The following is a 20,180-nucleotide window of genomic DNA, read 5'->3' as shown; positions in this document are numbered from 1 at the left end:
AGACTTAACTTCCGCCTGTTTGTGTTTACTGTGCCTTACTTCATTCCATGGAGCAGGACGGTTCTATTTTGTCTGAAAAACTGTGCTCACTCGTCGACCTCGCCCGTGAAATTCCGAATTTGCCTTTATCGGGTCCAGCCCGGTTGGCCGCCTTGCGGGCTGCGGTAGGAAATCGGCCAGCTCCCGCCGCTCTTGGTGTGCGCCGCCGCGCTATCAGGAAAACGCCCAGAACCCCTTCCTTTCCCATAACATCATCGCCACGGCCTGCGCCTGCACCACGACCTCCCGTTATCCGGATGACTGAAGCGGAAGCGAAAGCGCTTCCCGTCGAAGTCCGTTTTTTTGATCGGGAATGGTATCTGAAGCAGCATCCCGACGTCGGTCACGCCTGCATCGACCCCAGTCGTCATTACATGGAAAAAGGCTGGCGGGAGGGGAGAAATCCCAATCCCTATTTCGATGGCCGCGCCTATCTGGAGGCCAACCCGGATGTGGACCCGGCCACGAACCCTTTCGAACATTTCATCTTTTTTGGCATTGCGGAGCGCCGTCGCCTGAAGGGTGCCGTAAAATAGGTCCATCGCCCCTCTGGAGAAGCCCCTGCGATCGCAGTAAGGGAATGCGTGAATGGATGCGGAAGGACATTTTCTCCGACATCTGACAGGCAGCGCAGTATTTTGGAGAGTGTGCCGGTATGACTTGCATGATCAACCGTCGTTCCGCAGTGCGTGGCCTGCTGCTTGGTGGGCTTGGTTCCGCCGTTTCCCTGCGTCCCACACTGCTTCAGGCGGCAACGTCTCGTGCGACGGGGGCCTATGCGCAGTTCCTGGAGGGCGTCCGCAGTCAGGCGACCGGGATGGGATTGCCGAGTTCGCTGGTCAGCGAGGCGCTCGCCCTCACACACCAACCCAATGCGCGCGTGTTGCAACTTGACCGCCATCAGCCGGAATTCACTCTGACGTGGGCGCAGTATCGGGAAAAGGTGCTGACACAGGCCAAGATCGACGCAGGTCGGGCAGCCTATGCCAAGCAGCATGGCTCGCTCGTGCGAGTCGAGACGGCGACTGGTGTGGATCGTCAGCCGGTCATGGGGATCTGGGGGCTTGAGTCCTATTACGGCCGTATCACCGGCGGTTTCAACGTGATCGATGCACTGGCAACTTTGGCTTTCGACGGTCGTCGCGCCGCTTTTTTCCGTTCCGAACTCCTGAAAGCCCTGCAGATACTCGGCGAGGGACGGATTCCACCAGCTTCCATGACCGGCAGCTATGCCGGAGCGATGGGACAGCCTCAATTCATGCCGAGCGCCTATCTGAAATATGCCCGCGCCTTCGACGGCTCATCCCGCGCCGACATATGGAAAAGTGTGCCTGATGTGGTGATGTCCATCGGGAATTATCTTGCCAAATCGGGCTGGAAGACAGGCGAACCGTGGGGGCAGGAAATCACCGTGCCGGAGTCTCTGCCGCAGTCGGCGGTAGGGCGCGACCATACCCGCACGCTTCAGGCCTGGATGGCCGCCGGTGTCCGTCGCAAGGACGGATCAGCCTTCGGGCGACCGGAAGTGGAGGGGGCCATTGTCCGCCCTGATGGACCGGGTGGCGAGGCTTTCATGGTGTATCACAATTTCAACGTGATCCGCCGCTATAACCCGTCAGATTATTACGCACTGGGCGTCGGGCTGATGGGTGATCTTACAACATGAAGCTTCCGGTCCGCCGCGCCAGAAGTCGGTCGGTAAGTTGGTCGGTCGCCCGGTGGCTCGTTCCCGGAACAGTGATTCTTCTGGCGGCCTGCCATAAGCCCGCTCCCCCTCTGCCGTCCGCCCACATCCATTACGAAGTCGGGGCCGCCTACAATCAGGATGGTGTCTGGCGTTATCCACGGCAGGAATTCGCCTGGCGGGAGAGTGGTCTGGCTGTGGTGGATGCTGATACATCTCCCCACATCACGGCGGACGGCGAGATTTATGATCCAAAGGCGATGACGGGGTCTCATCCGACCCTTCAGTTGCCGGTGCAGGTGACTGTGCGCAATCTGGATAATGGTCGGCAGATCGAGGTCCGCCTGAACGACAGGGGACCGAAACAACGTGGCAGACTGATTTCTCTGACGCCGCAGGCAGCGGCGGCGCTTGGGATGGGGGGCGAACCTGCCCGTGTCGAAGTGATCGAGAACGAGTTGCCGAGCCGGATCTTCGCCGAAACGCTGCCGGGTGGTCCTCTGCTGGATATGAAGGCCGCACCAGTCGGCACCGTGCAGACCGAATCGCTGGACGCGGCAGTCACGCAGAAAATGGCCTCGACCGACCAGCTGCAGTCCGGCTCGCAACAGGTGCAGCCCGCCTCTCTGCCGTCCCTTCCTGTCGTTTACACACAAGGCTGGGCGACCCCGGGAAGTCTCTGGATTGAAGTCGGACGATTTACACAGCGGTCCTATGCGGCGATAGAAGCGTCACGCGCCGGAGGAACGGTGAGTTACGCCTCTGACAATAACGGTCCCGGCTGGGTCGTACGTGTCGGACCATTTTCCGGTGTTGCTGACGCAGACGCAGCGCTGGACCACGCATTGGCCCTCGGGTTAACGGGGGCCCACATTGTCGTCGAATAGGATTGGGAACGTGCAGACCCGTCGGATACTTCTCGCCAGCGGCGCGGCCGCCATCACCGGTGGCGCCGGCCTTTTGAATGGTGTCGGCCTGTCAGGCACGGCATTCGCGGCAAAGCCCCGTCATGCTTCCCGGCATGGTGGAAAAGCAGCCTCTTCCGTCCAGTCCGTGGCGCCGGCTGTTGATTCGACGCCTGCCATGACGCCGATCGGTCCCGTGGACACGGTCGCCCGCTGGGCCTGCATCACCGATTTCGACAGCGGACAGGTGCTGCTGGAGAAAGCCGCCGACGAACACATGCCGCCATCCTCTCTCACCAAGATGATGACGGCCTATGTCGTGTTCGGCATGCTCAATGCAGGACGCCTCAAGCTGGACCAGACGCTGCCTGTCAGCGAAAAGGCGTGGCGCATGCAGGGCTCGAAGATGTTCGTGCCGCTGGGCGAGAGCATCCCGGTGCAGGACCTGATACAGGGCATGCTGATCCAGTCCGGCAACGATGCCTGCATCGTGCTGGCGGAAGGCGTTTCCGGGTCCGAAGAGCAGTTTGTCGCCCTGATGAACGACACGGCCGCCAAGCTGGGCATGACCAATTCCCACTTCATGAACACGACCGGCTGGCCCGCTGAAGGCCATTACATGTCGGCGCGGGATGTCTGCACCATCGCGACCCATCTTATCCGCGATTTCCCGCAGTACTATCACTTCTTCTCCGAGACCTCGTTCGCCTTCAACAAGATCAATCAGGGCAACCGTAACGTTCTGGTCGACAAGGGGCTTGCTGACGGACTGAAGACCGGTCACACCGATGCAGGCGGGTTCGGTCTCTGCGCTTCCTCCAAGCGGGAAGGGCGCCGCGTGGTCATGGCGATCAACGGCATGGCGAGCACCAACATCCGCGCGCACGAAGGCGAGCGTCTGCTTGGCTGGGCCTTCGCCAATTTCGAGCTGGCTGTCATTGCACGCAAAGGGCAGGTGCTGGATCAGGCTCCGGTGTGGATGGGGCAGGATGCGACTGTTCCCGTCGTAGCGTCCCGTGACGTGACATTCCTGCTGCCACATGGCTGGCAGTCCCGCGTGCATATTTCCGTGGACTACCTCTCGCCTGTTACGGCGCCGGTCACGGCGGGGCAGTCACTGGGCCAGCTGACCATCACACTTCCGACCAGCCAGACGGCGCTGGTTCCTCCGGCTCCCGTTGCAGGAGCGCCGGTGCCTCCCGCTGCGCCAGCTCCGCAGGGCACCGTCATCACTGTTCCAGTGGAGGCCGGTACCAGCGTGGCCAAACTTGGCTTTGGTGGACGCATCGCCGCCCGTCTTGGCATGAAGCGTCACTGATACGGTGAGCGTTGCAGCTAAAAGACCCGGCGCCTTCATCACCTTTGAAGGAGGAGAAGGCGCCGGTAAATCGACTCAGCTCCGGGCGGTGGCGCCTCGTCTGGAAGCGCTCGGCTACGAGGTTGTGGCGACGCGCGAGCCGGGCGGTTCTCCGGGAGCGGAAGCCCTGCGGGAACTGCTGCTCTTCGGGAAGCATGATCTTTCGGCGCGGGCTGAGATCATGACCCACTTCGCGGCCCGCTGCGATCATGTCGATCAGGTCATCCGTCCCGCCATGGAGGCCGGAAAGATCGTTCTGTGTGATCGCTTCTTTGATTCCACCATGGCCTATCAGGGTTATGGCCGCGGAGAGGGAGATCCGGCCCTGATTGCGATGATCCGCTCCCTGCGGGATATTGTCGGCCTGACGCCGGACCTTACCGTGCTGTTCGAGGTTGGTCTGGAGACAGGCCATCGTCGCATTACGGCGCGTGCCGCCGCCGCCGCCGGGCAGGGAGCCCCGCTTGATCGGTATGAAAGCGCGGATCGCGCCTTTCACGCCCGTCTGGCGGCAGGATTCCGTCAGATCGCCGATAAGGAGCCGGAGCGTTTCGTGCGGGTTTCATCCGAAAGCGAGGATGTGCCGGCGATCACCGACAGGGTGGTCGGTCTGCTCAAGACGTTTCTCGAAAAGCGCTGAGGTATGGCGGCCCGACGCGCCACATCGGCCGCTGAATCTGATCCCAATGCGGTGGCCTCGCCGATGGATGCGGCACGCGCGGCGTCGCTGCATGTTGTGGGGCATGACGCCGCCTTCCGGGCGTTCGACGAGGCTTTTGCATCGGGGAGGCTTCACCACGCGTGGCTTCTGACCGGCCCGGAGGGAATCGGTAAACTCCCGCTGGCTTTTCGCATGGCGCGCAGGCTGCTCGGCGCGGAGGACGGCCACTCATCAGCCGGACGTCTGGTGAGTGCGGGCTCTCACCCCGATCTGCTGGCGGTTGGACGGGCTTTTGACGAGAAGCGCCAGAAATTCCGTGGCGAGATCGTCGCCGATGATATTCGCCCCATCAACGCCTTCATGCACCGCACGGCGGCGGAAGGCGGCTGGCGGGTCGTCATCGTCGATACCGCCGAAGCCATGAACCGTAACGCGGCCAATGCGCTGCTCAAGATTCTCGAAGAACCGCCCGTTCGCGCCATTCTGATCCTGACCAGCGCCACGCCGGGAGCCTTGCTGCCGACCATCCGCAGTCGTGTAAGGAAGCTGCCGGTCGCGCCTCTTGGGGAAAGCGATGTCCGGGCCGTGCTGCGAAACACAGTGCCGGATGCTGAGCCGGGAGAGATCGAACGCGTCGTGCCGCTGGCCGAAGGATCGCCGGGCCGCGCCATAGCGCTACTGGCCGACAAAGGCGGAGCCATCGACACTCTGGTGCATGAAGCTGTCAGAGGCATGTCCACCGGGCGCATTCTGGACGCTGCGGAAATCCTGTCGCGTGCGGGAGAGGGGAGTTTTGCGCTGTTCTTCACCCTTCTGGGGAGCGCCATCGCTGAAGAAGCACGCGCTGTGTCCAGAAGCGAGATACAGACAGGCGTCCGATTGGCGGATGCGTGGCGCGAGGTCGCGGAAATCCGCGCGAAAACCGAGAATTTCAATCTGGACAAGCAGGAAGCGATCATTGAGGCGCTGACGGTCGCAGGACAGACGCAGCACAACTGATCAGAACGGATTTGCCTCTGCCGGGGGTCGCTTCATGAACGGCGATCCGATATGGATAGGGCTGCACAGTCAGGATCGCACGGTGTCTCGTGCCGTTGAATGAGCGTTTACGCCCGAGCTGATCCGACAGATAGACCTAACGAAGAGCAGGACATGACCGGCCGTTTTTACGTCACGACCCCGATCTATTATGTAAACGGCGCGCCCCATATCGGCCATGCCTACACCTCCATCGCCGCTGATATCGTCGCCCGGTTTCGCCGTCTCTGCGGTGACGAGGTGTTTTTCCTGACCGGCACCGACGAGCACGGCCAGAAGGTCGAGCAGGCGGCGCAGATGGCGGGCGAGGCTCCGCAGGCGTTCACGGACCGGATTTCCGCTGATTTCCGCAGCATGGCCGATGCGATGAACGTCTCCTATGACGACTTCATCCGCACCACCGAGCCGCGTCACATCGCAGGCGCTCAGGCCGTATGGGAAAAGGTCGCGGCCAACGGCGACATCTATCTCGGTGCTTATGAAGGCTGGTACGCCCTGCGCGACGAGGCGTTCTACAGCGAGGACGAGATCACCACGCGCCCGGACGGCACCAAGGTCGCTCCGACCGGTGCGCCGGTGGAATGGATGCGTGAGCCGTCCTACTTCTTCAAGCTGTCGGCTTATGAAGATCGTCTGCTCGAACTGTACGAGAAACATCCGGACTTTATCGGTCCCGTCGGTCGCCGCAACGAGATTGTCAGCTTTGTGAAGCAGGGGCTGCGTGATCTGTCCGTCAGCCGCACGAGCTTCAAGTGGGGCGTGCCGGTTCCGGGCGATGCCGACCACGTCATGTATGTGTGGTTCGATGCGCTGACCAACTATCTGACCGCGCTCGGTTATCCCGACGCCAATGCACCGCGCATGAAGTTCTGGCCAGCGAACCTGCATATTGTTGGCAAGGATATTGCCCGTTTCCACACGGTCTACTGGCCCGCTTTCCTGATGGCGGCCGGTATCGAACTGCCGGACATGGTTTTCTCCAACGGCTGGTGGACGGTCGAAGGCGAGAAGATGAGCAAGTCGCTCGGCAACGTCATCGACCCGCGTGATCTGGTGAAGGAATTCGGCGTCGATCCGGTCCGCTTCTTCCTGATGCGTGAAGTGCCGTTCGGCGGTGACAGCGATCTGTCGCGCCGCTCGCTCATCAATCGCCTGAACGTCGAACTGGCCAACGACCTCGGCAATCTTGGTCAGCGCACGCTGTCCCTGATCGCCCGCAATTGCGGTGGCATCCTGCCCGCGCAGGGTAAACACACCGAGGCGGACGCCCATCTGCTGGGACAGGCCGCCGTGTTGCCCGACGTGATGAAGGCGCAGATCGCCCGCGTGGCTCTGACGGACGCGCTGGAAGAAGCGTGGAAACTGATCCGTGCCTGCAACGCCTATATCGACCATCAGGCTCCGTGGGCGCTGAAGAAGACCGATCCCGAGCGGATGGCCGACGTTCTGCGTGTTCTGGCTGATGCGCTGCGGTCCATCGCCACGGTTCTTCAGCCTTACATTCCCGAAAGCATGGACAAGATGCTCACGCAGCTTGGTGTCGAGCCGGGCGAACGGGACTTCGACGCGCTGGAAATGCCACTTCCCGCCGGGCGTCCGTTGCCGAAGCCGGAAGGGATTTTCCCCCGTTACGTCGAACCGGAAGCTGGTGAGACAAAATGACCGGCCTGATCGACACGCACTGCCATCTCGACCATTTCTCGGAAGAGGAAATGCCGGGCCTGCTGGACCGGGCCAAAGAGTTCGGTCTGGAGGGCATGGTCACCATCGGCACGCGGCTCTCGCGGCAGTCCGAGCAGAAGGCCCTGACCCGCTACAGCAGGCCGGATCTGTCGATCTGGTGCGCCATTGGCACGCACCCGGATCACGTGATGGAAGAAGCGCCGATGGATGCCGCCGCCATCGTGAAACTGGCGGAAGATCCGGAAGTCGTGGCGATCGGTGAGAGCGGTCTGGACTACTTCCACGGCGCGGAAGAAGTGCGACCGACACAGCAGGCGAGCTTTCGTGAGCATGTCCATGCGGCGCGTCTGACCGGTCTGCCGCTGGCCATCCATACCCGTCAGGCTGATGAGGATATGGCGTCGATCCTGCGGGCAGAAACGGAAACGCGGGGTGCTTTTCCGTTTCTGCTGCACTGCTTCGCGTCCGGTCCGGAACTGGCGAAGACGGCTCTGGAACTGGGGGGCTATCTCAGCTTCTCGGGGATCGTGACGTTTCCGAAGTGTCAGGAATTGCGTGATATCGCTGCCGGTGTGCCGCTGGATCGCATTTTTGTCGAAACCGATTCTCCGTTCCTTGCGCCCGTTCCGCGTCGCGGCAAGCGAAATGAGCCGGGTTATACGGCTTACACCGCTGCGGTGGTCGCGCAGGCAAGAGGAATGGAGGAGCAGGCCTTCATTGAGGCGACCACAGCCAATTTCCGCCGCCTGTTTAGCCGCGCACACTGAACAGCCATTCAATACGGGAAAGACCAATCGTGACTGACACCACGCTCACCATCACCGTTCTTGGTTGTGGCGGCTCTTCCGGCGTGCCGCTTATCGGTGGAGCCGACGGGCGTGGCGCATGGGGCGAGTGTGACCCGAATGAGCCCCGCAACCGCCGGACACGCGCGTCCATTGTGGTGCAGGCTCCGGACAAGCGTCGTCTTCTCGTGGATACCGGGCCGGATATGCGCAATCAGCTGATTGCAAACGGCATTCCCTATGCCGATGCGATTTTCTACACGCATGCCCATGCCGATCATATCGCCGGTCTGGATGATGTCCGGCCCTTCAACTGGGCGCTTGAACGGCCGATCGAGATTTTCGGCACCGAGACGACTCTCTCAGAGATTCATGGACGCTTTGACTATGCGTTTCGTCCGTGGACGCCGAAGGATGCGTTTCGCCCCGGTGTAGAGCCCCGTTTCATCAAGGGGGGAGAACGACAGGAGATCGTCGGTCTGCTTCTTGATGTTTTCGAGCAGGATCATGGGAAACTCAATTCCCTCGGCTTTCGCTGCGGAGGCTTTGCCTATTGCACGGACGTTGTATCCCTGACCGATGAAGTCCTCTCCCTGCTGGAGGGCGTCGATACCTGGATGATTGATTGCCTCCAGATAAAGCCTCATTCAGCTCATGCCTGGCTGGGTCGGGTTCTGGAATGGCGTGAGCGCATTCAGCCCCGCCGTACAATTCTCACGCATCTTGGGCCGTTCATGGACTGGGCGACCCTGGCTAAGACGCTTCCCGTGGGAGTTGAGGCTGCTTTTGACGGACTGACCTTCACGGCGCCGGGGTTGATCGCCTCCTGATCCGAATCGTGAGATTCGTGGTATTCATCAAGGGAAAACCGCGACAGACGGGCTTTTGTGGCTTTGCGGAACGGGCAGGTCGTCTGTGCGGCACATGGATGTGACGCGTTCCTCATGAATTCGTCAGATCTTTTTTAATTCTCTGATTTGAAACGAAAAATTCATCGCATGTTGAGCGTATCCCGCTACCTGCGATGGAAAGAATAGCGATTTCTCTTGAAAATATCGTCGTCGGTTCGATAGCGTGGTTCTGTGAACCGGACAGGACCGCGTCTTCTGCCTTTTTTTGGACAAAATGACAAGTCCTGATTTCCGATTCCGTGGTGTCTCACACGTTTGTTCACTCTCTTTTCATTGCGATGCTGCAATGGGACAAGCAGGCTGAACAGGCGATTACAAAGGGGGGGCAGCCCGATGTCCGAAAGGTTTTCTTCTATCGCGTAACATTTCTGACTCTGATTTCTGACATTTCCGGAGAGCGGTACTGATGGCTTCTGTCTCTGACGTTTTTTCCCTGGCAACCGCGATGCGAGACCGGCACCGCGAGACTGAAATGAGCCTTGCGGAATATCTCGAAGCCTGCCGAACTGATCCATCCTGCTACGCCAGCGCGGCGGAGCGTATGCTGAAAGCGATCGGTGAGCCGGTGATGGTCGATACCTCCCGTGATCCGCGCCAGTCGCGCATCTTCATGAACCGCACACTCCGCATCTATCCGGCCTTCAAGGATTTTTACGGCATGGAGGAGACGATCGAGCAGATCGTCGGCTTCTTCCGCCATGCCGCGCAGGGGCTGGAAGAGCGGAAACAGATTCTCTACCTGCTTGGTCCGGTTGGCGGCGGTAAATCCTCGCTCGGCGAGCGCCTCAAGACCCTGATGGAGCACGAGCCGATCTATGTGCTCAAAGCGGGCAGGCATCTCAGCCCCGTCTTTGAAAGCCCGCTGGGTCTGTTCGATCCGTTCAGCATGAGTGAGGCGCTGGAGCGAGATTATGGCATCCCGCGACGTGTTCTGACGGGCATCGCCAGTCCGTGGGCGCTCAAGCGGCTGGATGAATTCGATGGCGACATTTCGCGCTTCAGCGTGGCCAAGCTGAACCCGTCCAAGCTGCGTCAGATCGCCATAGCCAAGACCGAGCCGGGTGATGACAACAATCAGGATGTCTCGGCTCTCGTCGGAAAGGTCGATATCCGGCAGCTTGAACATTACAGCCAGAACGACCCGGACGCTTACAGCTTCTCTGGCGGCCTGAACCGCGCCAATCAGGGCATTCTCGAATTTGTCGAAATGTTCAAGGCGCCGATCAAGATGTTGCATCCACTGCTGACGGCGACGCAGGAGGGCAATTATGTCGGCACGGAAAATATCGGCTCCATCCCGTTCACCGGTGTGATTCTGGCGCACTCCAACGAGGCTGAGTGGCAGAGTTTCCGCAACAACCGCACGAATGAGGCGTTCCTTGACCGTGTCTGCGTCATCAAGGTGCCTTACTGCCTGCGCGTGACGGAAGAAGCGAAGATTTATGAGAAGCTGGTGGAGACATCCGCACTCAAGGAAGCGCCGCTGGCTCCCAACACACTCGACATGCTCGCGCGGTTTGCGGTGCTCTCGCGGCTGAAAACGCATCCCAATTCAACGCAGTATGCGAAACTGCGGGTGTATGACGGCGAGAACATCCGTGAGACCGACCCCAAGGCCCGCACCATGCAGGAATATCGGGATGCGGCTGGTGTTGATGAGGGCATGGACGGCATTTCCACACGTTTCGCCTACAAGGTGCTCTCTGCGACCTTCAACCATGACTCTACGGAAATTTCGGCCGATCCGGTCCATCTGATGTATGTGCTTGAGCATGCGGTCAGACGGGAACAGTTCCCGGCGGAAGTGGAGGCAAACTATCTCGCGGTTCTGAAATCCGAACTGGCGGGCCGGTATGCGGAATTCCTCGGCAACGAAATCCAGAAAGCCTATCTGGAAAGTTACAGTGACTACGGGCAGAATCTGTTCGATCGGTACCTTGATTATGCGGATGCCTGGATCGAGGATCAGGACTTCAAGGATCCTGACACCGGGCAGATGCTCAATCGTGATCTTCTGAACGCCGAACTGACAAAGATTGAAAAACCGGCTGGTATCGCAAACCCGAAGGACTTCCGGAACGAAGTGGTGAAATTCGCCCTGCGTTCACGAGCGTCGAATGGGGGGCGCAATCCGTCCTGGACATCCTACGAGAAGATCCGCGACGTGATCGAGAAGCGGATGTTCAGTCAGGTGGAAGATCTTCTGCCGGTCATCAGCTTCGGTTCCAAGAAAGATGGCGAAACTGAGCGCAAACATGACGAGTTCGTCGAACGCATGATGGAACGCGGCTATACGGAACGACAGGTCCGCCGGCTCGTTGAATGGTACATGCGCGTAAAACAGTCTGCCTGACATACGCCCACAGATCAGGGGTGCGACTTGGATATCATTGATAGACGATCCAACCCACATGGCAAAAATCTTGAAAACCGTCGTCGTGCTCTGGAAAGGGCACGAGGCGCGGTTCAGAAAGCCGTGCGGGACGCCGTGGCGAACGGCAAGATCCGTGAAGTCGGAGAGGGCAAGGCCGTCTCCATTCCGGCAGATGCGTTGCATGAGCCGGGATTCCATCGTGTTTTCACACAGGGAGAACGACATATCATTTTGACGGGAAACCACGAGTTTTCCCGTGGAGACAAGCTTCGTCGACCGCCATCAGGCGGCGGCGGGCAGGGCGGTGGTCCCGGGCAGGCAGGAACGGATGGGGGAGGAGAAGACGCCTATCGCTTCATCCTTTCCCGTGACGAATTTCTTGATCTGTTCTTTGATGATCTGGAACTGCCCGATCTGATAAAGCGGGAAATCTCCGCCACCGAAACGACGGCGCCAAGTCGGGCGGGCCTGAGTAATGATGGCTCTCCATCCCAGCTCGATCTGGGACGGACCATTCGTTATTCCATGGCGCGGCGTATCGGGCTGGGCCGTCCGAAACCTGCGGAACTGGATGAGATCGAGGCCCGCATTTCCGAGCTGGAGGACATTCGACCGCTTTCCGCCGTGCAACTCGACGAACTCGAAGCGCTGCGGGAAAAACGGGGAATGCTTCGGCAGCGGATGAACCGCATTCCGTGGGTTGATCCGGTGGATCTGCGTTACCGGCGGTTTGCCCCGACACCAAAACCCTCCACCAGAGCGGTCATGTTCTGCCTGATGGACGTGTCCGGTTCCATGACCGAACGGATGAAGGATCTGGCCAAGCAGTTCTTCCTTCTGCTGCACGTCTTTCTGGAAAAGCGTTACAAGACGCTGGATGTCGTCTTCATCCGGCACGCGGAAACTGCAGAAGAAGTGGATGAAGAGACCTTTTTCCACGATCCGCGCACGGGAGGCACCGTTGTATCGACGGCGCTGGAAGAGATGCTGCGTGTCCAGAAGGCACGCTATCCGGTCCAGCAATGGAACATTTACGTCGCCCAGGCTTCCGATGGTGACAACTCTCCATCGGATACTCCGCAGGTCGTCAGACTGCTCGACGAAGATATCCTGCCGCTTGTGCAGTACTACGCCTACATCGAGGTCACCGGCTCGGGGTCGATCATTCGCGGTGAGACGGACCTCTGGCAGGCCTATCGTAGCGTTGCGGAAAAACAGCCGCATCTCGCCATCCGTCAGGTCAGTGACCGGAAGGAAATCTTCCCTGTTTTTCGGGAGCTTTTCGCACGCAGGACAACCGGGGAGGTCAGTCACGCATGACAGGAACAGGGCTGCTCTATCAGGGTGCGGACTGGAACTTCACCATCATCCGCGATTGCTACAATGCCATTGAGGAGATTGCGGAAAAAGAGCTCGGTCTCGACGTTTTTCCAAACCGCATTGAAGTCATCACGTCCGAGCAGATGCTTGATGTCTATACGGCCAACGGTATGCCCATCAATTATCACCACTGGTCGTATGGCAAGCGCTTTGCGGGGCACGAAAACGCCTATCGCCGGGGGCTGATGGGGCTCGCCTATGAAGTCGTCATCAACTCCAATCCCTGCATCAGCTATCTGATGGAGGAAAACAGCGCCACGATGCAGGCGCTGGTGATTGCGCACGCCGCCTTTGGCCACAACCACTTCTTCAAGAACAACCGTCTGTTTCAGGAATGGACGGATCCTTCGCAGATTCTGAACTATCTGGAATTTGCCCGCGGCTACATCTCCCGCTGCGAAGAGATTCACGGGCAAGCGGCAGTGGAGCGTGTGCTGGATGCGGCGCACGCCTTGCAGGGGCAGGGCGTCAATCGGCATAGCGGCTCACGGCATATCGATCTGAAAGATGAACAGGCGCGTGCGCGTGAGCGTCGGGCCTATGAGGACAGTTCTTTCAACGATCTCTGGCGTACATTGCCGCAGGGAAGCGAGCCGGAGCATTCCGGGAACGGCGAAAAGCAGGCGCTCCGCCGCAGGCTTGGACTGCCCGAGGAAAACATCCTTTACTTCCTTGAAAAACATGCTCCGCGACTGGCTCCGTGGGAGCGGGAAATCATCCGCATCGTGCGTCTGATTGCCCAGTATTTCTACCCGCAGCCGCAGCTCAAGCTGATGAATGAAGGGTGCGCGACATGGGTGCATGACCGCATCATGAGTCGTCTGCATGAGAAGGGCCGTATTGACGACGCGGCTTTCATGGAGGTGATCCACTCAACCACCAATGTCATTGCCCAGTTCGGCTACGAGCAGGGCTCAACCAGCTTCAACCCGTATGCGCTTGGCTTTGCGATGATGAAGGATATCGAGCGTATCTGCACCGATCCCACAGATGAGGATCGGCGGTGGCAGCCGGATATTGCAGGCAATGGCGACGCCTATGGAACCCTGCGTCACGCCTGGGCGGAATACCGGGACGAGAGCTTCGTTCTTCAGTTCCTTTCTCCAAAGGTGATGCGCGATTTCCGCATGTTCCGACTTCTGGATGACACCCGCGATCCGTATCTTCTGGTCGACGCCATTCATGATGAAGCCGGTTATCGCGACATCCGGCGGACTGTCGCTGCTTCCTACGACCCCTCGACGTGGTACACGGAGATCGAAATCGTGGATGTGGATACCTTTGGCGACAGAACCCTGCGGCTGGAGCACCGCACGAAGGCAGGTCAGGCTCTGGCTGACAGCGACATGAAACTGACTCTGAACGCGTTGGCGGACCTGTGGGGGTATCGGGTCGTTCTGGACGAGATCGACACACCGACCGGTCGCGTCCTGCTCTCCCATGAGGCAGGGCAGGCGTGAGAAAAATCTTCTGCCTGTCTGAACGCACGAAAGCGGGCAGAAGACTTATGAGGTCAGGATGATGGCTTCGCTGACGATGCCGGTTTGCTGGTGGTCGCCGTCACGAAATTCTTCCAGTCCTTTTTGGTCTGAGCAGCATAGGCGACCGAAAAGGCGGCAATAGCGTCGGAAAATGATGCGCCTTTGCCGAGATAGGCTGAAATGCTCACAGGATCGCCTGACCGGGCGTGGGCGCGGGCCAGAGCGCGGGCGCACAGTTTCGCGTAGTCCTTCAGGCCTTCCTGAGCGAAGTCCGCACCGATTGCGGCAAGGCGCGTATCCTTGACCCTGCGCACATAAAACTGCCGTTTCGATTCGTTTGCGGGCAGATTGGCGTCATCTTCGGACAGCTCTCCGTCATCCCCGACACTGTGTGTCCATCCGAGGAAGGAATCTGAAACGGCCTGCATGATGCGCTGACCAGTGACGACGCGTTCTCCCTGATTGTGAATATGCACGGCCGGACCAGCGTAAGGAGCAAGGACAGATTCCTGAGATTCCTTGATCTGGAGCAGGAGAGGCTCGTTGTCCGCCGTGGTGAACAGCCCGATGGCGCAGAACGTGCCGACGCTGCCGACACCGACCACCTTGAAGATCACGTCACGCAGAGCATAGTGCTTCAGAAGCGCCAGACGTTCCGGCGGCTGCGTGGCGACATAACGGGCGAACGCCTGTCGGGTGGCGTCGTCCTGATCAGGCAGACGCATCACCAGCGGCGGTTTTTCATGCAGCGAAGGTGCGTTGCGGTCATCAGCGATGAGACCGAAGCCCGTCCTGGTGCTGTCCAGACGCTTCTTCAGGAGCGTTTCCGTGGTGCGTCGCGTTTTTGCGTCTTCAAAATGCGCGATGGCATCCTTGAGATCAATGCGATTGAGCCAGACCTGAAGCGGACTTAGCCGGGAGAGACGACGCATCTCCGTGCAGTAGGTCCGGGCCATGGTCTCGGCTAACGTATGCGCCCCATGAGACGAAAGGCCGGTCTCCAGCCCCGCGAGAACAAAAGACGTGCCGAGACGCTTGATGTCCCATTCGAAAGGCGCACGGAACGTTTCGTCAAAATCGTTGATATCGAAAACGGGAATGCCTTCCGGTGAGGCATAGCTTCCGAAATTCGCGAGATGACAGTCGCCACAGGCCTGCACAGTCAGCCCGCTTGTGGGCGTGCCGGCAAGATCAGCAGCCATTACGATGGCTGCCCCACGAAGGAAGGCGAAGGGTGACGCCCTCATCCTGTCGTAACGGACCGGTATCAGACTGGTGATGCGGTGCGTGTTCTGCTGGGTGAGAAGGGCAAGCGGCTCGGAACGGTTTCTGGCAGGTGACCACTCGGCGTGAGAGGATCTGGAAACCAGCTGACGCAGCGTCTGCCCTTTTTTATGACGCTCTTTGCGTGACAGAAGAGGGGCTGGAACTGTGGGTATGGGAGCGATCGTCATAAGTAACTTATGCCGCAACCAGATTACGCTGTCTGCCCTTCCTGATTACGACACATGAGAAAACACGTCGCTGTATCTCACCTTCTGTCCTGCAAGAGATTCAGTTGTTGCCGATGAAATCCGACAGTATTTCATAAAATTCATTCGGTTTTTCCGCGTGGACCCAGTGCCCGGCCCCTTCAATCGTCTTCAGCGTATAATGCGGGAAGAGCTTCTTCATCTCCGGATAATTTTCCGGCGCGATGTAATGGGAGCGCTGACCTGCCACAAAAAGCGTTGGTCCATCATAGGTTTCGTCTGCCGGAATTTCCGGCCAGCCGACAATCTGCGGCATGGCGGCTGCGATTTCATTGATTCCGATCTGCCAGTGCGGGTGATCGCCAAGCTCAACATTCTGGAGCATGAGATTTCTGACTTCCGGTTCGCTGATGACGGTCGCGAGCAGGGCGTCAGCGTCTGTCCGGTTCAGACTTTCAGGGAAATGCAGCGCCGCCAGCTTAGCCGCCAGATCATGCCCCTGCGCAAAACCGCCTTCACCCGGAGCAATATCCGCGACAAGCAGTTTCGCAACCATCTCGGGATGACGCAGGGCCAGCATCATTCCTGTTTTCCCGCCCATTGAGTGACCGACAATGATGGCGGAATGAATGCCGAGATGGTTCAGCGTTTCGTAAACGTCGTCAGCCATGGTCGGGTAATCCATGGGCCCATGCGGGCTTTCGCCGTGATTGCGGAGGTCCAGCGCTATCGTGCGTCGACTCTCGGCCAGTCTTCTCTGGAAGAAACCGAAATTCCGTCCCCGTCCGAAAAGGCCATGAAGGAATACAACGGGAAGATGATCTCCTGATGGTTTTTCCGGACCGCGTTCAAGAAAGTGAAGAAGCATGGATTGTTCTCTTTTGATATAAAAATACTATAAAAACATAATATTGCATATGTTTTGTGATGTTTTTTATCAACTCGAAACTGAGTCTGGATGCGTCAGGATGATCTTGCCGCTGTGGCTGCTGCTTTCCATCAGTCGATGTGCTTCAGCCGCCTCCGCAAGAGGAAAAGTGGTATGCACGATCGGTTCCAGAGCGCCGCTATTCAGCAGGGGCCAGATATGGCTTTTCAGCGCTTGCGCGACTGCGGCTTTGTATTCAGTGCTGCGCGGACGGAGTGCTGTCCCGGTGACGTGCAGGCGCTTTGTCATCAGACGTGTCAGTGAGACATCTTCCGCTTTCGCACCGCCCTGAAAGGCAATGATGACAAGCCGTCCATCCATCGCCAGCGACTTGAGGTTTCGGGAGAAATAGGGGCCTCCGATGATGTCGAGAATGACATCCACGCCTTTGCCCCCCGTATATTCCAGAGTTTTTTCAACGAAGTCATCTGTTCTGTAGTTGATGACAATCGCGCCGAGCTTTTCGCATAGTTCGCCTTTCTCCGGGTCACTGACGGTTGTGAGCGGAATAGCCCCCATGGCTTTTGCGATCTGGATGGCGGCGGTCCCGATGCCTCCCGCCCCACCATGAATCAGGACGGTCTCGCCTTTTTTCAGATCCGCGGTGGTGAAGAGGTTTGACCAGACCGTGAAGAAGGTTTCGGGGATGGCGGCCGCCCTGATGGCGTCATAGTGCTCTGGCCACGGCAGGCACTGCGACGCAGGTACGGCGCAGTAGTCCGCATAGCCGCCGCCGTTGGTTAGGGCGCAGACCTTGCTCCCTATCGCTGGAAATTCTGTGTTTGCGACAGGACTGCCGTGCGCCACGACTGTTCCGGCAATTTCCAGCCCCAGCAAAGGACTTGCTCCCGGAGGCGGTGGATAAAGCCCCTTGCGCTGCATGACGTCCGGGCGATTAACGCCGCTGGCTTCGACACGAACCAGAATTTCGCCCGGTTTGGGTCTGGGGGTGGGCGCTCTGCCAAGATGCAGGACTTCCGGACCGCCGGGCTCATCCAGCACGATGGCGTTCATTTCGTCAGGAAGGGTGATGGCCATCGTTCTATCCTGTTTTCTGAGTGTTATGCTGAAGATCACGGTAAGCGCACGTAGCGTCGGTGAACAGTCACACGTCTTTGAGGTGGGAAATCATTTGACAGAAGGGCGATGTGTTGCTGGTTTCGACAGGGAAAAATAATAATAAAATATTTTATTATCAGTATGATATTTTTGTTTTCTTATAAAATGGTTCCCTTCATTTCAATACTATGAAAACGGGATTATTTTGAAAAGCACCAAAGTTTGAAGCTTGCTCCGTGGTGCTGACTCACCAAGCCCGCTTATAGGTGAAGCCGTTACAAATGCTCACCATACGAGGGACAACTGCTTGCAGGCCCTCCTTACGGCGGAGAAGGCTTATGAATATCCATGAATATCAGGCCAAGGAGTTGTTGCGCTCTTATGGCGTGCCGACGCCACGAGGAGTGCTCATCCATTCACCGGAGGAAGCCCGGCAGGCAGTGCGTTCCCTCGGCACACCCATCTGTGCCGTCAAGGCGCAGATTCACGCGGGCGGTCGAGGAGCCGGACATTTCAGGGATCATCCTGAAGTCCGCGGAGTGCGGATCGTCAAAAGTCCGGAAGAAGCGAAAGAAGCCGCTTATCAGATGCTCAATCAGACGCTGATCACGCGTCAGACGGGCGCTGCTGGTCGTGTCGTGCATAAACTCTATGTGGAAGCAGGCTGTGCGATCGAGCGGGAGCTATATCTCTCGATGCTCATCGACCGCAGCGCCCGGAAAATCATGATCGTCGCGTCGCAGGCCGGGGGCATGAGCATCGAGGACGTTGCGGAAAAGACGCCGGAGAAAATTCAGAAAGTCTGGATCGATCCTGAACTGGGTCTCGGGGATTATCAGGCTCGGGTTCTTGCGACCCGTCTCGCCCTGCAGGGACAGCAGATCAACGAGTTCGCGGCCATAATCAGGAGTGTCTATTCGGCTTTCACGACTCTTGATGCGTCGATGATCGAGATGAATCCACTGGTGGTCACGAAGGAAGGCGGCCTGATGGCTCTCGACGCCAAAATGGCGTTCGATGATAACGGCCTGTTTCGCCATCCACAGATTGCTGAACTCCGCGACCCTAATGAGGAAGACCCCCGTGAGCAGGAGGCGGCCCGTTTCGGACTGTCCTATGTCAGTCTGGATGGAACCATCGGCTGCATGGTCAACGGAGCCGGTCTCGCCATGGCGACCATGGATATCATCCATGAAGAAGGAGAGTCGCCTGCCAATTTTCTGGATGTCGGCGGTGGCGCCTCGAGAGAAAAGGTGGGGGCTGCCTTCCGTATCCTTCTGGGCGACCAGAAGATTGAAGGGGTTCTGGTCAATATTTTCGGCGGAATCATGCGTTGTGATCTGATTGCCGGCGCAGTGATCGACGCCTGCAGGGAAGAGGGATTGAAGGTGCCGCTGGTCATCAGGCTGGCGGGAACGCTGGTCGAGGAAGGACTGACCATGATCAGGCAATCAGGCCTCAACATCACCATTGCAACGGATCTGGGCGATGCTGCCCGAAAGATTGTCGCCGAAGTGCGCGCACGGAGGGCTGCCTGATGTCCATTCTTGTCGATAAAGGCACAAAGGTCCTCGTGCAGGGTTTCACAGGCGCTCAGGGCACCTTTCATTCAGAGCAATCCATTGCGTATGGAACATCCATTATTGGCGGCGTGACACCAGGGCGCGGCGGTCAAATGCATCTTGGTCTGCCGGTTTTCGACACAATGGAACAGGCTGTCAGCGCAGCCAAAGCCGACGCGAGCGTGATTTATGTGCCTCCGGCTGGCGCCGCCGACGCCATTCTCGAAGCGGTTTCTGTCGAGATCCCGCTGATCGTCTGTATTACTGAGGGGATTCCCGTTCAGGATATGCTGCGTGTGCGGGCAGCGCTGGATCGTTCCAAAAGTCTTCTGATCGGACCGAACTGTCCGGGCATTATCACGCCCGACGCTTGCAAGATCGGGATCATGCCGGGGCCGATTCATTGTCGAGGATCCGTCGGAATTGTTTCCCGTTCCGGGACGCTGACGTACGAGGCTGTCGCTCAGACGACAGAGATTGGCATGGGGCAGAGCACCAGTGTCGGTATTGGCGGCGATCCGATCAAAGGCCTCGACTTCATCGATATTCTTGAGCGTTTTCTCGCTGACCCGGAAACACAGTCGATCATCATGATTGGGGAAATCGGCGGCACGTCAGAGATTGAAGCGGCCCAGTTTCTGAAAGATAACAAGGTCAAGAAACCGGTGGTCGGGCTGGTGGCGGGCATCACCGCGCCGCCGGGACGTCGTATGGGTCATGCCGGAGCCGTGGTTTCGGGTGGAAACGATACAGCTCAGGCCAAGATCGAGGCGCTTCGGGCGGCCGGAGTGCATATCGCTCCTACACCGGCCGAACTGGGCAGCACACTCAAGAGCGTGCTGGCGGGCTGAGAAGATTGCG

Annotated in this window: 17 protein-coding genes; 14 read left to right on the top strand and 3 right to left on the bottom strand. The window is 58.6% G+C overall.

Annotated features, from left to right (window positions below):
• Positions 1-68 precede the first annotated feature (68 nt).
• From GVI59_RS18930 to GVI59_RS01275, 12 genes are all read left to right on the top strand, one after another.
• Positions 69-575 carry a hypothetical protein gene (locus tag GVI59_RS18930; RefSeq protein ID WP_242012860.1) on the top strand — a complete coding sequence of 169 codons (507 nt, stop codon included), beginning with the start codon at positions 69-71 and terminating at the stop codon, positions 573-575.
• A gap of 128 nt (positions 576-703) precedes the next feature.
• Positions 704-1,705, top strand: a complete 1,002-nt coding sequence (locus tag GVI59_RS01325) for a lytic murein transglycosylase (protein WP_173572494.1) — start codon at positions 704-706, stop codon at positions 1,703-1,705.
• The gene (locus GVI59_RS01320; protein WP_173572493.1) at positions 1,702-2,610 is read left to right on the top strand and encodes a septal ring lytic transglycosylase RlpA family protein; all 909 of its coding nucleotides are present in this window, start codon (positions 1,702-1,704) and stop codon (positions 2,608-2,610) included. The genes GVI59_RS01325 and GVI59_RS01320 overlap by 4 nt, the downstream gene beginning before the upstream one ends.
• 10 nt (positions 2,611-2,620) lie before the next feature.
• Positions 2,621-3,946: a serine hydrolase gene (locus tag GVI59_RS01315; RefSeq protein WP_173572492.1), complete on the top strand. Its 1,326-nt coding sequence runs from the start codon at positions 2,621-2,623 to the stop codon at positions 3,944-3,946.
• Between the two features lie 4 nt (positions 3,947-3,950).
• Complete coding sequence (gene tmk, locus GVI59_RS01310) at positions 3,951-4,625, top strand: dTMP kinase (protein WP_173572491.1); 675 nt, start codon at positions 3,951-3,953, stop codon at positions 4,623-4,625.
• A gap of 63 nt (positions 4,626-4,688) precedes the next feature.
• Positions 4,689-5,645 carry a DNA polymerase III subunit delta' gene (locus GVI59_RS01305; RefSeq protein WP_173572729.1) on the top strand — a complete coding sequence of 319 codons (957 nt, stop codon included), beginning with the start codon at positions 4,689-4,691 and terminating at the stop codon, positions 5,643-5,645.
• A gap of 153 nt (positions 5,646-5,798) precedes the next feature.
• Positions 5,799-7,346 (top strand): methionine--tRNA ligase, encoded by a 1,548-nt coding sequence (metG, locus tag GVI59_RS01300; RefSeq protein ID WP_173572490.1) that lies wholly within the window; start codon positions 5,799-5,801, stop codon positions 7,344-7,346.
• A complete protein-coding gene (locus GVI59_RS01295; protein ID WP_173572489.1) occupies positions 7,343-8,134 on the top strand; it encodes a TatD family hydrolase in 792 nt (263 codons plus the stop codon). Before metG ends, GVI59_RS01295 begins: the two co-directional genes overlap by 4 nt.
• A gap of 29 nt (positions 8,135-8,163) precedes the next feature.
• Positions 8,164-8,982, top strand: a complete 819-nt coding sequence (locus GVI59_RS01290) for an MBL fold metallo-hydrolase (RefSeq protein ID WP_173572488.1) — start codon at positions 8,164-8,166, stop codon at positions 8,980-8,982.
• 487 nt (positions 8,983-9,469) lie between these two features.
• Positions 9,470-11,416 (top strand): PrkA family serine protein kinase, encoded by a 1,947-nt coding sequence (locus GVI59_RS01285; protein WP_173572487.1) that lies wholly within the window; start codon positions 9,470-9,472, stop codon positions 11,414-11,416.
• A 27-nt stretch (positions 11,417-11,443) separates the two neighbouring features.
• Positions 11,444-12,757 carry a YeaH/YhbH family protein gene (locus GVI59_RS01280; RefSeq protein WP_173572486.1) on the top strand — a complete coding sequence of 438 codons (1,314 nt, stop codon included), beginning with the start codon at positions 11,444-11,446 and terminating at the stop codon, positions 12,755-12,757.
• Positions 12,754-14,277 (top strand): SpoVR family protein, encoded by a 1,524-nt coding sequence (locus GVI59_RS01275; RefSeq protein WP_173572485.1) that lies wholly within the window; start codon positions 12,754-12,756, stop codon positions 14,275-14,277. Before GVI59_RS01280 ends, GVI59_RS01275 begins: the two co-directional genes overlap by 4 nt.
• 53 nt (positions 14,278-14,330) lie before the next feature.
• Here GVI59_RS01275 and GVI59_RS01270 read toward each other — a convergent pair whose 3' ends face one another.
• From GVI59_RS01270 to GVI59_RS01260, 3 genes are all read right to left on the bottom strand, one after another.
• On the bottom strand, positions 14,331-15,752 hold the full coding sequence (locus GVI59_RS01270) for a DUF2252 domain-containing protein (protein WP_173572484.1): 1,422 nt from the start codon (positions 15,750-15,752) through the stop codon (positions 14,331-14,333).
• Positions 15,753-15,852: 100 nt separating this feature from the next.
• Positions 15,853-16,638 (bottom strand): alpha/beta fold hydrolase, encoded by a 786-nt coding sequence (locus GVI59_RS01265; protein WP_173572483.1) that lies wholly within the window; start codon positions 16,636-16,638, stop codon positions 15,853-15,855.
• A gap of 69 nt (positions 16,639-16,707) precedes the next feature.
• The gene (locus GVI59_RS01260; protein ID WP_173572728.1) at positions 16,708-17,712 is read right to left on the bottom strand and encodes an NAD(P)H-quinone oxidoreductase; all 1,005 of its coding nucleotides are present in this window, start codon (positions 17,710-17,712) and stop codon (positions 16,708-16,710) included.
• A gap of 383 nt (positions 17,713-18,095) precedes the next feature.
• Here GVI59_RS01260 and sucC point away from each other — a divergent pair, with 383 nt between their 5' ends.
• On the top strand, positions 18,096-19,295 hold the full coding sequence (gene sucC / locus GVI59_RS01255) for an ADP-forming succinate--CoA ligase subunit beta (protein WP_173572482.1): 1,200 nt from the start codon (positions 18,096-18,098) through the stop codon (positions 19,293-19,295).
• Positions 19,295-20,170, top strand: a complete 876-nt coding sequence (sucD, locus tag GVI59_RS01250) for a succinate--CoA ligase subunit alpha (protein ID WP_173572481.1) — start codon at positions 19,295-19,297, stop codon at positions 20,168-20,170. The genes sucC and sucD overlap by 1 nt, the downstream gene beginning before the upstream one ends.
• The last annotated feature ends 10 nt before the right edge of the window (positions 20,171-20,180 follow it).

Source organism: Acetobacter sicerae, from assembly GCF_011516765.1.
GTDB lineage: Bacteria > Pseudomonadota > Alphaproteobacteria > Acetobacterales > Acetobacteraceae > Acetobacter > Acetobacter sicerae.
The sequence above is the reverse complement of the archived record's forward strand: the minus strand, read 5'-3'. Positions and strand labels throughout refer to the sequence as shown.

What these genes read in the sequence shown, in the direction of transcription:
- sucC (WP_173572482.1), top strand. Translation starts at nt 18,096, where the DNA reads ATGAATATCCATGAATATCAGGCCAAGGAGTTGTTGCGCTCTTATGGC.
- GVI59_RS01325 (WP_173572494.1), top strand. Translation starts at nt 704, where the DNA reads ATGATCAACCGTCGTTCCGCAGTGCGTGGCCTGCTGCTTGGTGGGCTT.
- GVI59_RS01285 (WP_173572487.1), top strand. Translation starts at nt 9,470, where the DNA reads ATGGCTTCTGTCTCTGACGTTTTTTCCCTGGCAACCGCGATGCGAGAC.
- GVI59_RS01305 (WP_173572729.1), top strand. Translation starts at nt 4,689, where the DNA reads ATGGATGCGGCACGCGCGGCGTCGCTGCATGTTGTGGGGCATGACGCC.
- GVI59_RS01260 (WP_173572728.1), bottom strand. Translation starts at nt 17,712, where the DNA reads ATGAACGCCATCGTGCTGGATGAGCCCGGCGGTCCGGAAGTCCTGCAT.
- sucD (WP_173572481.1), top strand. Translation starts at nt 19,295, where the DNA reads ATGTCCATTCTTGTCGATAAAGGCACAAAGGTCCTCGTGCAGGGTTTC.
- GVI59_RS01270 (WP_173572484.1), bottom strand. Translation starts at nt 15,752, where the DNA reads ATGACGATCGCTCCCATACCCACAGTTCCAGCCCCTCTTCTGTCACGC.
- GVI59_RS01275 (WP_173572485.1), top strand. Translation starts at nt 12,754, where the DNA reads ATGACAGGAACAGGGCTGCTCTATCAGGGTGCGGACTGGAACTTCACC.
- GVI59_RS01295 (WP_173572489.1), top strand. Translation starts at nt 7,343, where the DNA reads ATGACCGGCCTGATCGACACGCACTGCCATCTCGACCATTTCTCGGAA.
- metG (WP_173572490.1), top strand. Translation starts at nt 5,799, where the DNA reads ATGACCGGCCGTTTTTACGTCACGACCCCGATCTATTATGTAAACGGC.
- GVI59_RS01265 (WP_173572483.1), bottom strand. Translation starts at nt 16,638, where the DNA reads ATGCTTCTTCACTTTCTTGAACGCGGTCCGGAAAAACCATCAGGAGAT.
- GVI59_RS01320 (WP_173572493.1), top strand. Translation starts at nt 1,702, where the DNA reads ATGAAGCTTCCGGTCCGCCGCGCCAGAAGTCGGTCGGTAAGTTGGTCG.